The following is a 14609-nucleotide window of genomic DNA, read 5'->3' on the forward strand; positions in this document are numbered from 1 at the left end:
AGGCGACAATAGTCACAGATCAACAAGGGGAGACAATATGGCGATTTGGGTTGATGCGGACGCGTGTCCGAATGTGATTAAAGAGATTTTATTCCGCGCGGCCGACCGCGTGCAGATGCAGCTGACGCTGGTGGCGAACCAGAATATCCGCGTACCGCCGTCGAAGTTTATCCGTTCCCTGCGCGTGCCAGCGGGGTTTGACGTGGCAGACAATGAAATTGTGCGCCTGTGCAGCGCCGAGGATTTAGTGATCACGGCGGATATTCCGCTGGCCGCAGAAGTGCTGGAGAAAGGCGCGGCGGCGCTGAATCCGCGCGGCGAACGCTACTCGCCTGCGACCATTCGCGAAAAACTCACCATGCGTGATTTTATGGATACGATGCGCGCCAGCGGTGTGCAAACCGGTGGGCCAGACAGCTTATCGCAACGCGACCGCCAGCAGTTTGCCGCAGAACTGGATAAATGGCTGCTCGAGGTGAAGCGCCGCACGGCGAAATAAGAACCCTTCTTAAATTGTGGTACAGTGTGGCCTCCACAGGGTTGTCATTCCGTACCGCTTTGCAGTAAAGTAAACGCAACATCTTCTGCAATAATTTCTTTACAGTCTTCAGCCATCCGGCTTCAAGGGGAACACCTGGTCATGAACCCACCCATCTTTTTAGTTGGCCCCCGCGGCTGTGGGAAAACCACCGTTGGTCTTGAACTGGCGCGGATCAATCACAGTCAGTTTGTCGACACCGATCACTGGCTACAGACGCAGGCCGGGAAAACCATCGCGGAGATCGTCGACGAAGAGGGCTGGGAGAGTTTTCGCGCACGCGAAACGGCAACCCTCGAAGCGGTAACGGCACCTTCCACCGTTGTGGCTACCGGCGGCGGGATCATTCTGGCACCTTATAATCGTCAGTTTATGCACGAGAACGGGATCGTAATCTATCTGTGCGCCCCGGTTTCCACGCTGGTGGCCAGACTGGAAGCCTTCCCGGAAGAGGGGCAACGCCCGACGCTTACCGGCAAGCCGATCAGCGAAGAGGTAAGCGAGGTGCTGGCGGAGCGTGATGCGCTCTACCGCGAAGCGGCACACCACGTGGTTGACGCCGCTGCTGCCCCTGAAGAGGTGGTAATTCAGATTATTACCGCCCTGCGTTTGGCTTGCGCCAGCTAGCCGCCGTCTATACTCATAGTTCAGACAGTCAAAAAGGATGAACTATGCCAACCAGACCCCCTTATCCGCGTGAAGCCCGTATTGTTACCGTCGAAAAAGGTAACGGCGATCAAACCGTTACCTGGTACCAGCTGCGTGCTGACCACCCGAAACCAGACTCGCTGATCAGCGAACATGAAACTGAACAGGAAGCGCGGGACGCCAAACGGCGTTACGAAGATCCTGAAAAGACCTGACAAATTCCTAAATTCGCTACAACTGTGTTGATATCACACTTTTAACTCGGCGTTGTTGTTAAGCAGGAGTTAATATTTAGTTATTACAGGCGCTTTCGGAAAGGCCATGGGATCTTTACACTTCGGTCTGAAGATCAGCTGCTACGCTTTTGTGCTGGTAAAGTGCAACAGAAGGCGCGCAGCGTAGTGAGCCTGTGCCTGTGTCAACGCAGTGGTAGTGAATGAAGGCGAAAAAAATGAAGGCAACATTGGCGATCCTCACTATTGGGGTGGTTCCCGTAAGCGAAGTGTTACCGCTCTTAACCGAGCATATCTCTGAACAACAGATTGTCCATCTGAGCCTGTTGGGTAAGATCAGTCGGGAAGAGGTCATGGAAGACTACGCTATTGAACCGGGGGAGGATGCCCTGCCGACATTGTTAAGTGACGGTGAAATAGCGCACGTCTCGCGACAAAAAATTGAGCGCGCCCTGCAGGGCGTCATTGAAGTCCTTGATAATCAAAATTATGACGTCATCCTGCTGATGAGCACCGCCCCCATTACTGGCCTGGTGGCGCGTAATGCAATCCTCCTTGAACCGATGCGTATCATCCCGCCGCTGGTTGCCTCTATTGTGGACGGTCATCAGGTGGGCGTTATCGTCCCTATCGAAGAGCTGCTGGCTAACCAGGCCAATAAATGGAAGGTCCTGCCGAAAACCCCGCTCTACGCGCTGGCCAATCCGTTCTGGGACAGCGAGACAAAACTGATTGCCGCGGGCCGGGAGCTGATTGAAAAGGGTGCTGATGTTCTGATGCTGGATTGTCTGGGTTTCCACCAGCGGCATCGCGATTTACTGCAAAAAGCACTGGATGTGCCGGTGCTCCTGTCCAACGTGCTGGTGGCCCGCCTGGCCTCTGAACTGCTGGTCTGATGATTTTGCGTGACAGGCGATGAGCCTGGCCCCTATAGTGAATTTTTATCAATAAATATAAGGGCCAGCCCATGCTTCAAAGTAATGAATACTTTTCCGGTAAAGTGAAATCCATTGGTTTTACCAGCAGCAGTACTGGCCGTGCCAGTATCGGCGTGATGGCTGAAGGGGAATACACCTTTGGTACCGCAGAAGCGGAAGAGATGACGGTTGTCAGCGGCGCGCTGAACGTCTTGCTGCCGGGCGAGACAGAGTGGAAAGTGTTTGCAGCGGGCCAGGTTTTCAACGTGCCGGGCCACAGCGAGTTTCATTTGCAGGTGGCTGAACCGACCTCTTATCTGTGCCGCTACCTGAAATAACGTTAAGCCGGGTAGCGCTCACGCGTGCCCGGCCTGTGTTTTACCTTAGCGTTGCGCTTCTCCACCAAGGCCTTCCACCAGACTCTGAATCAGCGCCGCCAGCTCGCCGGTCATCAGGATAAAGTCTGCGTCAAAGCGCTGGGCGAAATCTTCCCTGTCGATATCTTCATTCTGATCGCGTAACTCATCGCAGAACTTCAGACGCTTCACGGAGCCGTCGTCGCACATCACAAACTGAATGCGCTGCTGCCAGTCGAGCGCCAGTTTCGTGACCACTTTGCCTGCTTCAATGTGCACCGCAATCTCATCGCTCACCAGGTCCTGCTTTTTGGCACGGATCACGCCGCCATCTTCCAGCAGCGCTTTCAGCTCGGCTTCATCCAGGATCTGGAAGCCCTGCGCGGCACTGCCGCTACGCACCCATTCGGTCAGGGTCAGCTCAATCGGCGTTTCCAGCGCCAGCGGCACCACCGGCAGCGACCCGAGGCTTTTACGCAGCAGAGCCAGCGTATCTTCAGCTTTTTTGGCGCTGGCACAGTCCACCATGATCAGCCCGTTGACGGTGTCTATCCACATCATGGTCTGGCTAAAGCGGCTGAAGGCGCGCGGCAGCAGCGAGTGCAGCACCTCATCCTTCAGGGAATCTTTTTCGGTCTTTTTCAGCTTACGGCCCTGTTCGGCTTCCAGCTTGAAAATCTTCGCTTCGAGCGCCTGCTTCACCACCGGCGTCGGCAGGATTTTTTCCTCTTTACGGGCGCAGACGATGATTTGGCCCGTGCTGCTGGCGTGGGTCAAGGCATCGCTTTGTGAACCCATTGGCGGAACCCAGCCGGTTTTCGCCATATCCTGGCTACCGCAAGGGGAAAAGGTATAAGCGGCTAACTGTTTTTCCATCTCTTCTGCACGCAGCGAAACGTCGCGGCTGAGACGGTAAACCATCAAATTTTTGAACCACAGCATGATAATTTCCACGGCCTTGTCGTTAAATCAGCGGGCATGATAGCGAATTGTCGCATCGCTTGCATTGCTAATCGGGTAGACCGCTTCTACTCTGTTGATAATCAAAATAAAGAGGAGTGTCCTGTGCGTATTGGGATCGATTTGGGCGGCACCAAAACAGAAGTTATCGCGCTGAGCGAGCAGGGGGAGCAGCTGTTTCGCCACCGTCTGCCGACGCCGCGTGATGACTATCATCAAACCATCGAGACAATCGCGAGCCTGATTGAGATGGCCGAGCAGGCCACGGGGCAGCACGGCACCGTGGGGATGGGCATCCCGGGATCGCTTTCGCCCTATAGCGGGGTGGTGAAAAACGCCAATTCCACCTGGCTCAACGGACAGCCTTTCGATAAAGACTTAAGTCAACGCCTGAACCGCGACGTGCGTCTGGCAAACGATGCCAACTGTCTGGCGGTGTCGGAGGCGATTGATGGCGCGGCAGCGGGCGCGCAGACCGTCTTTGCGGTCATTATTGGCACCGGCTGCGGTGCAGGCGTGGCGTTTGGCGGCCGCGCGCACATTGGCGGTAACGGCACGGCGGGCGAGTGGGGCCATAATCCGCTGCCCTGGATGGATGAAGACGAGCTGAAATACCGTGCTGAGGTTCCGTGCTACTGCGGCAAGCAGGGGTGCATTGAGACGTTTATCTCCGGGACCGGTTTTGCCACGGATTACCATCGTCTGAGCGGGCAGTCGCTCAAGGGCAATGCGATCATGCGGCTGGTTGAGGAGCAGGATCCGGTAGCGGAACTGGCGCTCAGCCGCTACGAAATGCGTCTGGCAAAATCGCTGGCGCACGTGGTGAATATCCTTGATCCTGACGTTATCGTCCTCGGCGGCGGCATGAGCAACGTTGATCGGCTGTACGCCACGGTGCCAAACCTGGTGAAGCAGTGGGTCTTCGGCGGAGAGTGCGAAACCCCCATCCGCAAAGCGGTGCACGGGGATTCCAGCGGCGTGCGCGGCGCAGCGTGGCTGTGGCCACAGTGAGATATCGGGTGGTGCGGCCCGTGGTGCGGCCCGCTCCCCCTCACCCCAGCCCTCTCCCTCGAGGGAGAGGGGGATCAATTCCCTCTCCCCGTGGGAGAGGGTTAGGGTGAGGGCATCAGACCGCACCACTGTACCCTCACCCCACCGCAAACACCTTATCCAGCCTGCTATAACCCAGTCCGTTAATTTTCTTCACTTTGATCTGCACCGGAATGCGCTCTTTCATCGCCTCGACATGGCTGATCACGCCAATGGTTTTCCCGGTGGCGTTCAGCGCGTCGAGCGCGTCCAGCGCGGTATCCAGCGTTTCGCTGTCGAGGGTGCCGAAGCCCTCGTCAAGGAACAGGGAATCAATGCGGGTTTTGTGGCTCACCAGGTCAGAAAGCGCCAGGGCTAGCGCCAGGCTGACCAGGAAGCTCTCTCCCCCGGAAAGGGTTCGCGTATCACGCACGGCATCGGCCTGCCAGGTATCGACCACTTCCAGCTCCAGGGCGTCGCTGGCCTTGCGCTGAAGCAGGTAGCGCCCGTGCAGCCGGTTAAGCTGCTGGTTGGCGAGCCACACCAGATTATCCAGCGTAAGGCCTTGCGCGAACTTACGGAATTTGTCGCCCGTACTGGAACCAATCAGCGCATTCAGGTATCCCCAGTCGTCGGCCAGGCGGGCGCTCTCTTCAATTTGCTGCATCAGCACCTGCTGATGCAGCCGGTTGTCGCTGTCCTGCTTAAGCTGCTGGCGGATTTCACCCTGGCGCGTCGTGTTTTCACGCAGTTTTTGCGCCAGCTGCGTCAGCGTCGCCTGCAGCGCAGGTGCATCGGCTTCCAGCCCCTGCGGGCGAAGCGTCTGATGTTCGGCAAGCTGCTGATTGGCCTTCCCGGCCAGCGCTGTGGCCTGCTGAAGCTGATTTTCACGCGTCTGCTTAAGCTGTTCAAGACGACGGAGGGTATCCTCATCCAGCAGTGTGGCAAGGAACGCGTCGCGATCGGTGAAGCAGCTTGCGTCCAGCGCGGCGCTGAACTGGGCCTGAGAGTGCTGGAGCCGTTCGCGCTCCAGTGTCTCTTGCTGCTGAAGCGTGCTGAGCTGACTTTGCAGCGACACGCATTCGTCGTGGATCGCGCGCCAGTGTTCAGGAATCACCGCTTCGGCTTGTGCGTCGTCGCCGACCGGCAGCGTATCCAGAATGGGTATCAACGCGTTTATACGTTCCTGAATCGCGGCGTGCTGGGTCTGTTTTTCCTGCCATTGAGCATATTCGGTTTCGCGTGCGCTGAGCCAGACGCTTTCAGTCCCGTCATCGGGCACGTTAAGCGACAGCGACTGGAGCGAGGATGACAGTGCCTGACGCGTCGACGTCAGCTGCTGCTGGTACTGGCGCGCCTGTGCGTCCAGTTCATTGAGCTGGTTTTGCAGGGTCAGGCGCTGGCTGAGCTGATACAGCTGGCGTTCGTACTGCTCCTGCTCGCTCATCCAGGGGGCGATATCATCCTGAATGTTCAGCGCTATGTTCAGGGAGGTGCAGACCTCCAGCCACTCTTTAGTGAGTGCTTGCTCTTCCTGAGAGAGCGCCTGAGCTTCTTCTGTCTCGCGCTGGATCTGTTGGGTCAGGGCATTCACCTGCCCGAGCACCAGCAACCCTTCGTCTTTTAGCGTGGCAACCTCTTTGGCTAACGCGTCACGACGCAGCTGGTTGGCGCTCAGCTCCAGCGCCCGGTATTCCGTGACGGCCGGATGAGTGGTTGAACCGCAGAGCGGGCAAGGTTTGCCTGCCTGCAAATCTGCCCGCTCCGCCTCCAGTTTCTTGATGGTTTTTTCTTGTTCGCAAAGCGTAACAACATCCTGATAGTGCTGGTTTTTTTCTTTGTACTGCTGACGACGCAGGCTCAGGGTTTCGTTAAGTTTTACCTGCTCAGCCTGCGCTTTCTGCACGCTTTGCGCATTCTGGCGCAGCCGTTTTTGCAGTGGCTGATAGCGCGCGTGTAGCGCGGTCAGACGCTGACGGAGCGCCCGTGACTGCGCCTGCTGCTCCATTGCCGTGGTGATAGCCTCAGCCGTCAGCGTCAGCGCGCTCTCCGGCATTTCAGCCAGCTTCTGGCGCAGTTCAGCAATGCGCGCCGATTGTGCCGCAAGCTGGCTGTTATCGCGATTCAGCTGCGCGAACTGCGCCCGCCAGCCAGCAATCTCTTGTCCCCACTGGCGAAAACGATCCTGTTCGCTCAGCCATTGCGCCAGAGCCGTATGCTCTGCCTGCAGCTGCTCCCGATGGCGAAGCGCGCCGTTGCGGATACGCGAGCGCAGCGCTGCTCTGTCGAGTAAGCGAGTGTTTACTTCAGCAATGACCTGGGTCGTCTGCGCCAGGCGGGTGGTTTGCTCCTGCTGGCGCTCCCACAGCGGGCGTAGCTGGGCGGCGGGGTGAGCCAGCTGGAGCTTTGCCAGCTCAGGCGCGGCATCGGTCAGTGCCTGCTGCGCCTGCTGCTGCGAAGCGGCGGCGCGCTGCTGTTCACGAATCAGCTCGTCGCTGCGCGTCAGCCACTGGAACGCTTTCTGGTGGCTTTGCTGCTCTGCCAGCAGGGTTTTCTCTTCGTCAGTAAGCACCTGCAAACTTTGCTGCAACTGCTGCTGTTGCTCTTCGCTTAACAGCACGACGCCCGCGGCCTGCGCTTCACACTTTTCCAGCGCGCTGCGGGCGGCTTTGTGCTTCTCAAACACCATGGCCGAAATCTGCCCGTAGATCTCGGTGCCGGTCAGCTCCTCCAGCAGCTCGGCGCGATCGCTCGGCTTAGCATTAAGAAACGCGGCGAATTGCCCCTGAGAGAGCAGCATTGAGCGGGTAAAGCGGCCATAGTCCAGCCCGGTGAGCGCGGCGGTTTGTTCCAGTTTATCCGTCACTTTATCGGCGAGAATTTTGCCGTCTTCGCAGCGCGCCAGCTCCACGCGCGGAGCCTGTAAGTTCCCGTCCGGCTGATTGCGCGCCCGGTTCTGGCTCCAGAACGCGCGGTAGGCGATGCCTTTGACCTCGAATTCCACCTCTGCCAGGCACTCGGCGGTGTCGCGCGTCATCAGGTCGTTTTGCGCCTGAGACACTTTTTGCAGGCGCGGCGTTTCGTGGTACAGCGCCAGACAAATGGCGTCGAGAAGGGTGGTTTTGCCTGCACCGGTGGCACCGGTAATGGCAAACAGCCCGTTGCTGGCAAAAGGCTCAGCGGTAAAATCGATTTTCCACTCGCCCTTGAGCGAGTTGAGGTTTTTCAGACGCAGGCTGAGAATTTTCATGCGCTTTCTTCCTCGTCATGCAGGGTGTGCAGAGTCTGAACAAACAGCTCGTTGAGCCTTGTGCGTCTGTCATCGTCCAGCTCTTCATGCGCAAGCCGCCGCTCGAAGACCTCTTCCACCCGGAGTTCGCTAAGCGTTTCGCGCCGGGCACCTGAGAGAAGTTTCTCGCGCTGCTCGCGGCTGCGGCGTACCAGCAACACTTCGACGGGAAGATCTTCCGTCAGCGCCTGAATTTTACGCTGCATATCGTGCAGGTAGTCGTCGGTGGTGATTTCGATATCCAGCCAGACGGGCGGGTTAAGCTCTGCGCCGCGCCACTGCTCAAGCTGGGCGGTAATGGCGGCCAGATCGCCCTTCAGTACCGCCAGCGGCTGGGTGACAGGGACTTCCAGCGGCTCAACGGCGCTGAGTTTGCCGTCGGTGAAGCTCACCAGATGCACGCATTTCGCCTTGCCCGTTTCGTCAAAACTGAGCGGAATGGGCGAGCCACAGTAGCGGATGTGTTCGCAGCCGCCGATCACCTGCGCGCGGTGAATGTGCCCAAGGGCGATGTAGTCGGCGGGCGGGAAGTTTTGCGCCGGGAAGGCGTCCAGGGTGCCGATATAGATCTCGCGCACCGCGTCACTTTTACTGGCTCCGACGGTGGTCAAATGGCCGGTGGCAATAACGGGAAGAGGTTGTTCACCGCGCAGGGTGCAGGCCTGTGCGTGCTGCTGATGATAATAGTCGGTGATGGCCTGCAATAAATGCTTCTGCTTTTCGCTGCCGGAAAGGCCTGCCTGGCTTTGAACGATATCCCGCGGGCGTAAAAATGGGATCGGGCACAGCACTGCCCCCGGCGTGCCGTCGCGTTTGTTCAGGATCTGCGGCGCGTGCCCGGCACTCGCCACCACGGTCGTGTTGAGGAACGCCAGAATATCGCGGGATTCATTCAACGTGGCGACGGAGTCATGGTTGCCCGCGACAATCACCAGATGACAGCCGGTTTGCTGCAGGTTGACCACAAAGCGGTTATACAACTCGCGCGCATAGCTCGGCGGCTGTCCGGTATCAAAAATATCGCCTGCCACGATAATTGCGTCGACCTCCTGCAACCGGGCCGTCTCCAGCAGCCAGTTCAGAAACGCTTCATGTTCAGCGGCGCGGCTTTTGCTGTAAAAATTTTGACCCAGATGCCAGTCCGAGGTGTGAAGTATGCGCATATCAGATCCGTGGCGAAAAAAGATGGGGGGATTATAAACTTTCAGGGAACGGAAAATAACCGCTGTAATAAAACAACAGTTTGCCATTGATGATGGTAATGTTTTTCATAAATCTGTCATAAATCTGACGCATAATGGCGCCGAATTACAACATGTAACTTAAATAAGACAAAACAGGGCAAAGTATGGCGAGACGTATTCTGGTCGTAGAAGATGAAGCTCCGATTCGTGAAATGGTGTGCTTCGTGCTCGAACAAAACGGTTTCCAGCCGATTGAAGCGGAAGATTATGACAGCGCGGTGAATCAGCTGAATGAACCCTGGCCCGACTTGATCCTGCTGGACTGGATGCTGCCCGGCGGCTCCGGACTGCAGTTTATCAAACACATTAAACGTGAAGCGATGACCCGCGATATTCCGGTGGTCATGCTGACGGCGCGCGGTGAAGAAGAGGATCGCGTTCGCGGTCTGGAAACCGGCGCGGATGATTACATTACCAAGCCGTTCTCCCCGAAGGAGCTGGTTGCCCGCATTAAAGCCGTGATGCGCCGTATTTCGCCGATGGCGGTGGAAGAGGTGATTGAGATGCAGGGCCTGAGCCTTGACCCGACCTCGCACCGCGTCATGACCGGCGAAAATCCTCTCGACATGGGGCCGACAGAATTTAAGCTCCTGCACTTCTTTATGACCCACCCTGAGCGCGTATACAGCCGCGAACAGTTGCTGAATAACGTCTGGGGAACTAACGTCTATGTCGAAGACCGAACGGTTGACGTCCATATTCGCCGCCTGCGTAAAGCGCTGGAACTGAGCGGCCACGATCGCATGGTGCAGACGGTCCGCGGCACGGGTTATCGTTTTTCGACCCGTTTCTGAACAATGACAGGAGTGTGACGCGTGCTGGAACGTCTGTCATGGAAAAGGCTCGTCTTTGAACTGATCTTATGCTGTATTCCGGCCTTCATTCTGGGGGCTATTTTTGGCTATCTGCCGTGGTTTTTACTGGCCGCGGTGACCGGACTGCTGATCTGGCATTTCTGGAATCTGCTGCGCCTCTCCTGGTGGCTGTGGGTGGACAGAAGTATGACCCCTCCGCCGGGAAGCGGAAGCTGGGAGCCGCTGCTGTACGGCCTGCACCAGATGCAGATGCGTAATAAAAAGCGCCGCCGCGAGCTGGGCAGCCTGATAAAACGCTTTCGCAGCGGCGCAGAATCGCTGCCGGACGCGGTTATTTTAACCACCGAAGAGGGAACCATCTTCTGGTGTAACGGCCTGGCGCAACAGCTGCTCGGCCTGCGCTGGCCGGATGACAATGGTCAGAATATCCTTAACCTTCTGCGTTATCCCGAGTTCACGCTGTACCTCAAAAAGCGTGACTTTACCCGCCCGCACGATCTGAAGCTCAACAATGGCCGTCATCTTGAGATCCGCGTGATGCCCTACAGCGATCGGCAGTGGCTGATGGTGGCGCGCGACGTGACCCAGATGCACCAGCTGGAAGGGGCGCGCCGCAACTTCTTCGCCAACGTTAGCCACGAACTGCGCACGCCGCTGACGGTGCTGCAGGGCTATCTGGAGATGATGCAGGAGCAAACGCTGGAAGGAGCACCGCGCGAGAAGGCGCTGCACACCATGCGCGAGCAGACGCACCGGATGGAAGGGCTGGTGAAGCAGCTGCTGACGCTCTCGAAAATTGAAGCGGCTCCGTCGCTGGCGCTCACTGACACCATAGACGTGCCGATGATGCTGCGCGTGGTGGAGCGTGAAGCACAGACGTTAAGCCATAAGAAACACACCTTCAGCTTTGAGGTGGATAACAGCCTCAAAGTGCTCGGCAGCGAGGATGAACTGCGCAGCGCCATCTCCAACCTGGTCTATAACGCGGTGAATCACACGCCGGAGGGAACGCATATCGTAGTGCGCTGGCAGCCTACCCCGGCGGGGGCTGAGTTTAGCGTCGAGGATAACGGGCCGGGCATTGCGCCGGAGCACCTTCCGCGCCTGACCGAGCGTTTTTACCGTGTGGATAAAGCGCGCTCACGCCAGACCGGGGGAAGCGGTCTTGGACTGGCGATTGTGAAACATGCGGTGAATCACCACGAAAGCCGTCTTGATATTCAGAGTACGCCGGGCAAAGGAACCCGTTTCAGTTTCGTCATGCCGGAACGATTGATTGCCAAAAAGATCGCCTGACGGCGGATGTGTCATTTTACCTTTCCACGGGTCAGCGTATGCTGGCCCGTTTGCTTTGCAGTCAAGCGAAACGCGGGTGAATATTATACGGCTGTTGTTTTTTTGTTCGCATGATTAGCCATGGGTTTTTCCTGAATATGGCGTATCGTGCTACCTTGAATTTCTATGCTGGTATATTGTTCTGGTTTTACGATCCCTCCTTGCCTTTAAACGTTATAAGCGTTTAAATTGCCCCCCATATACTGTCAGACCGACTGTATTTGCGTGGTAAATCGAAAAACTATTCTTCGCCACGCCAGGACGGGAGCATATCCCGCTGAAATTGAGCAAATTTTCCGCTGTATCGTCCCGCGAGGGATGGCGAAAATCTCAACGTTTTCAACACCACATCCACAGGCAGTAAGGTTCTATGACCCATCACTTAAAATCGCGTGACATCATCGCGCTGGGCTTTATGACATTTGCGCTGTTCGTTGGCGCAGGCAACATCATTTTCCCTCCTATGGTTGGTTTACAGGCGGGTGAACACGTCTGGACCGCCGCGTTTGGCTTCCTGATTACTGCCGTGGGGCTGCCGGTGCTGACCGTGGTCGCGCTGGCGAAAGTGGGTGGCGGCGTCGATAGCCTCAGCACGCCAATTGGCAAAGTGGCGGGCGTCCTGCTGGCGACCGTCTGCTATCTGGCCGTTGGCCCGCTGTTTGCGACCCCGCGTACCGCGACCGTCTCCTTCGAAGTGGGGATTGCTCCGCTGACCGGTGACGGCGCGATGCCGCTGTTTATCTACAGCCTGGTTTATTTTGCCATCGTGATTCTGGTTTCCCTCTATCCGGGCAAGCTGCTGGATACCGTGGGTAACTTCCTGGCTCCGCTGAAAATCATTGCGCTGATCGTGCTGGCCGTTGCCGCCATCATCTGGCCAGCGGGGCTTATCAGCCACGCGATGGATGCCTACCAGAACGCAGCCTTCTCTAACGGCTTTGTAAACGGCTATCTGACGATGGATACGCTGGGTGCGATGGTCTTCGGTATTGTTATCGTTAATGCCGCGCGTTCTCGCGGCGTGACCGAAGCGCGTCTGTTGACCCGCTACACCATCTGGGCTGGCCTGATGGCCGGTGTGGGCCTGACGCTGCTGTATCTGGCGCTGTTCCGCCTGGGGTCCGATAGCGCAACGCTGGTTGATCAGAATGCCAACGGTGCGGCGATCCTGCATGCTTACGTTCAGCACACCTTTGGTGGTGCGGGTAGCATGCTGCTGGCGGTACTGATCTTCCTGGCGTGTCTGGTGACCGCGGTTGGCCTGACCTGCGCCTGTGCGGAGTTCTTTGCCCAGTATCTGCCGCTCTCTTACCGCACGCTGGTCTTTATCCTTGGCATCTTCTCCATGGCGGTATCCAACCTGGGGCTGAGCCACCTGATTCAAATCTCTATTCCGGTGCTGACGGCCATCTATCCGCCGTGCATCGTGCTGGTGGTGCTGAGCTTTACCCGTCCATGGTGGAACAACTCCTCGCGAATTATTGCGCCGGCCATGTTTATCAGCCTGATTTTTGGTATCCTTGACGGGATTAAAGCATCGGCATTCAGTGAAGTGCTGCCTGGCTGGACACAGCGTCTGCCGCTGTCCGAGCAAGGTCTGGCCTGGCTGCTGCCTACCGTTGTCGCGCTGGTTCTGGCTATTGTCTGGGACCGTGCAGCAGGGCGTCAGGTAACATCGAACGCCCATTAATCAACGGCAACAAAGTGTTTAACCACGGGGCTTAAGGCCCCGTGGTTTTTTGTTTTTTCGTGTTGAATGGCAAGACTTAAATGGAAAGCACTAACAAACTTAAACGTGGACTGAGCACTCGCCACATCCGCTTTATGGCGCTGGGCTCTGCTATCGGTACCGGTCTTTTTTATGGCTCGGCAGATGCCATCAAAATGGCCGGTCCAAGCGTGCTGCTGGCCTATATCATCGGCGGCGTGGCGGCCTACATCATTATGCGCGCGCTCGGGGAGATGTCGGTTCATAATCCGTCCGCCAGCTCCTTCTCGCGTTATGCTCAGGAAAACCTCGGCCCACTGGCGGGCTTCATTACCGGGTGGACCTACTGCTTTGAAATCCTGATAGTGGCAATTGCCGACGTCACGGCGTTTGGTATCTATATGGGCGTCTGGTTCCCCGCCGTCCCGCACTGGATATGGGTGCTGAGCGTCGTGCTGATCATCTGCGCCGTGAATCTGATGAGCGTGAAGGTGTTTGGCGAACTGGAGTTCTGGTTCTCCTTCTTCAAAGTCGCGACCATCATCATCATGATCCTCGCCGGTTTTGGCATTATCATCTGGGGTATTGGTAACGGCGGGCAGCCGACCGGGATCCATAACCTGTGGACCAACGGTGGCTTCTTCAGCAACGGCTGGCTTGGAATGGTGATGTCGCTGCAGATGGTGATGTTTGCCTACGGTGGGATCGAGATTATCGGTATTACCGCGGGCGAAGCGAAAGACCCGGAGAAATCCATTCCGCGCGCCATCAACTCCGTGCCGATGCGTATTCTGGTGTTCTACGTGGGTACGCTGTTCGTGATCATGTCCATTTATCCGTGGAACCAGGTGGGCACCAACGGCAGTCCGTTCGTGTTGACCTTCCAGCACATGGGCATTGCCTTTGCGGCCAGCATTCTGAACTTCGTGGTGCTCACCGCGTCGCTTTCCGCGATCAACAGTGACGTGTTTGGCGTAGGCCGTATGCTGCACGGCATGGCGGAGCAGGGCAGCGCGCCGAAGGTGTTTGCCAAAACGTCGCGCCGCGGTACGCCGTGGGTGACGGTGGTGGTCATGACCGTTGCGCTGCTGTTCTCGGTTTACCTGAACTACATCATGCCGGAAAACGTCTTCCTGGTGATTGCCTCGCTGGCCACGTTCGCTACCGTGTGGGTGTGGATCATGATTTTGCTGTCGCAGATTGCATTCCGCCGTCGGCTGCCGCCGGACGAGGTTAAGGCGCTGAAGTTTAAAGTGCCGGGCGGGGTACCAACCACCGTGGCCGGGCTGATCTTCCTGGTGTTTATCATCGGTCTGATTGGCTATCACCCGGATACCCGCATTTCGCTGTACGTCGGCCTGGCGTGGATCGTCCTGCTGCTGGTGGGCTGGGTGTTTAAACGCCGCCATGACCGTCAGCTGGCGCAAGCGCAGTAATCCTCTTTCCCCTCTCCCTGTGGGAGAGGGGCCTAATGCCTCCTCCCCCGTCCTCCTCCCCCAATAAATCCCCTCATGGTGAGCTAACCTTAACTACCCTG

General features: G+C 57.3%; 13 protein-coding genes. 10 read left to right on the top strand and 3 right to left on the bottom strand.

Translation table 11 applies throughout. The annotated features are described in order from the left end of the window. Positions 1-37 precede the first annotated feature (37 nt). The 5 genes from QLG21_RS05480 to ppnP all read left to right on the top strand — a co-directional run bounded on the left by QLG21_RS05480 (position 38) and on the right by ppnP (position 2674). Positions 38-499: a YaiI/YqxD family protein gene (locus QLG21_RS05480; protein ID WP_058609316.1), complete on the top strand. Its 462-nt coding sequence runs from the start codon at positions 38-40 to the stop codon at positions 497-499. A gap of 141 nt (positions 500-640) precedes the next feature. Beyond that, entirely contained in the window at positions 641-1165 is a 525-nt protein-coding gene (gene aroL, locus QLG21_RS05485) for a shikimate kinase AroL (protein ID WP_006176846.1), read from the top strand. 44 nt (positions 1166-1209) lie between these two features. Continuing rightward, on the top strand, positions 1210-1401 hold the full coding sequence (gene yaiA / locus QLG21_RS05490) for a protein YaiA (RefSeq protein ID WP_006176847.1): 192 nt from the start codon (positions 1210-1212) through the stop codon (positions 1399-1401). Positions 1402-1637: 236 nt separating this feature from the next. Next, positions 1638-2315, top strand: a complete 678-nt coding sequence (locus tag QLG21_RS05495; RefSeq protein WP_282484023.1) for an AroM family protein — start codon at positions 1638-1640, stop codon at positions 2313-2315. Positions 2316-2386: 71 nt separating this feature from the next. Continuing rightward, entirely contained in the window at positions 2387-2674 is a 288-nt protein-coding gene (ppnP, locus tag QLG21_RS05500; protein ID WP_282484024.1) for a pyrimidine/purine nucleoside phosphorylase, read from the top strand. Positions 2675-2719: 45 nt separating this feature from the next. Here the strand turns inward: ppnP and rdgC are convergent, their stop codons facing one another. Next, positions 2720-3634 (bottom strand): recombination-associated protein RdgC, encoded by a 915-nt coding sequence (gene rdgC / locus QLG21_RS05505; protein ID WP_006176850.1) that lies wholly within the window; start codon positions 3632-3634, stop codon positions 2720-2722. Between the two features lie 123 nt (positions 3635-3757). Here rdgC and mak point away from each other — a divergent pair, with 123 nt between their 5' ends. Next, positions 3758-4663, top strand: a complete 906-nt coding sequence (gene mak, locus QLG21_RS05510; RefSeq protein ID WP_282484025.1) for a fructokinase — start codon at positions 3758-3760, stop codon at positions 4661-4663. A gap of 136 nt (positions 4664-4799) precedes the next feature. Here mak and sbcC read toward each other — a convergent pair whose 3' ends face one another. Both sbcC and sbcD read right to left on the bottom strand, forming a co-directional pair. Further along, positions 4800-7931 (bottom strand): exonuclease subunit SbcC, encoded by a 3132-nt coding sequence (gene sbcC, locus QLG21_RS05515; RefSeq protein WP_282484026.1) that lies wholly within the window; start codon positions 7929-7931, stop codon positions 4800-4802. Continuing rightward, positions 7928-9133, bottom strand: a complete 1206-nt coding sequence (gene sbcD / locus QLG21_RS05520) for an exonuclease subunit SbcD (protein ID WP_282484027.1) — start codon at positions 9131-9133, stop codon at positions 7928-7930. The genes sbcC and sbcD overlap by 4 nt, the downstream gene beginning before the upstream one ends. A 185-nt stretch (positions 9134-9318) precedes the next feature. Between sbcD and phoB the strand changes: the two genes are divergently transcribed. From phoB to proY, 4 genes are all read left to right on the top strand, one after another. Further along, on the top strand, positions 9319-10008 hold the full coding sequence (phoB, locus tag QLG21_RS05525; protein WP_006176854.1) for a phosphate response regulator transcription factor PhoB: 690 nt from the start codon (positions 9319-9321) through the stop codon (positions 10006-10008). 21 nt (positions 10009-10029) lie between these two features. Beyond that, entirely contained in the window at positions 10030-11325 is a 1296-nt protein-coding gene (gene phoR, locus QLG21_RS05530; protein WP_058609312.1) for a phosphate regulon sensor histidine kinase PhoR, read from the top strand. 409 nt (positions 11326-11734) lie between these two features. Further along, positions 11735-13054 (top strand): branched-chain amino acid transporter carrier protein BrnQ, encoded by a 1320-nt coding sequence (gene brnQ, locus QLG21_RS05535; RefSeq protein WP_282484028.1) that lies wholly within the window; start codon positions 11735-11737, stop codon positions 13052-13054. Positions 13055-13134: 80 nt separating this feature from the next. Further along, on the top strand, positions 13135-14508 hold the full coding sequence (gene proY, locus QLG21_RS05540) for a proline-specific permease ProY (RefSeq protein WP_006176857.1): 1374 nt from the start codon (positions 13135-13137) through the stop codon (positions 14506-14508). Positions 14509-14609: the final 101 nt, after the last annotated feature.

Source organism: Enterobacter sp. V87_3 (assembly GCF_029967835.1).
GTDB lineage: Bacteria > Pseudomonadota > Gammaproteobacteria > Enterobacterales > Enterobacteriaceae > Enterobacter > Enterobacter cancerogenus.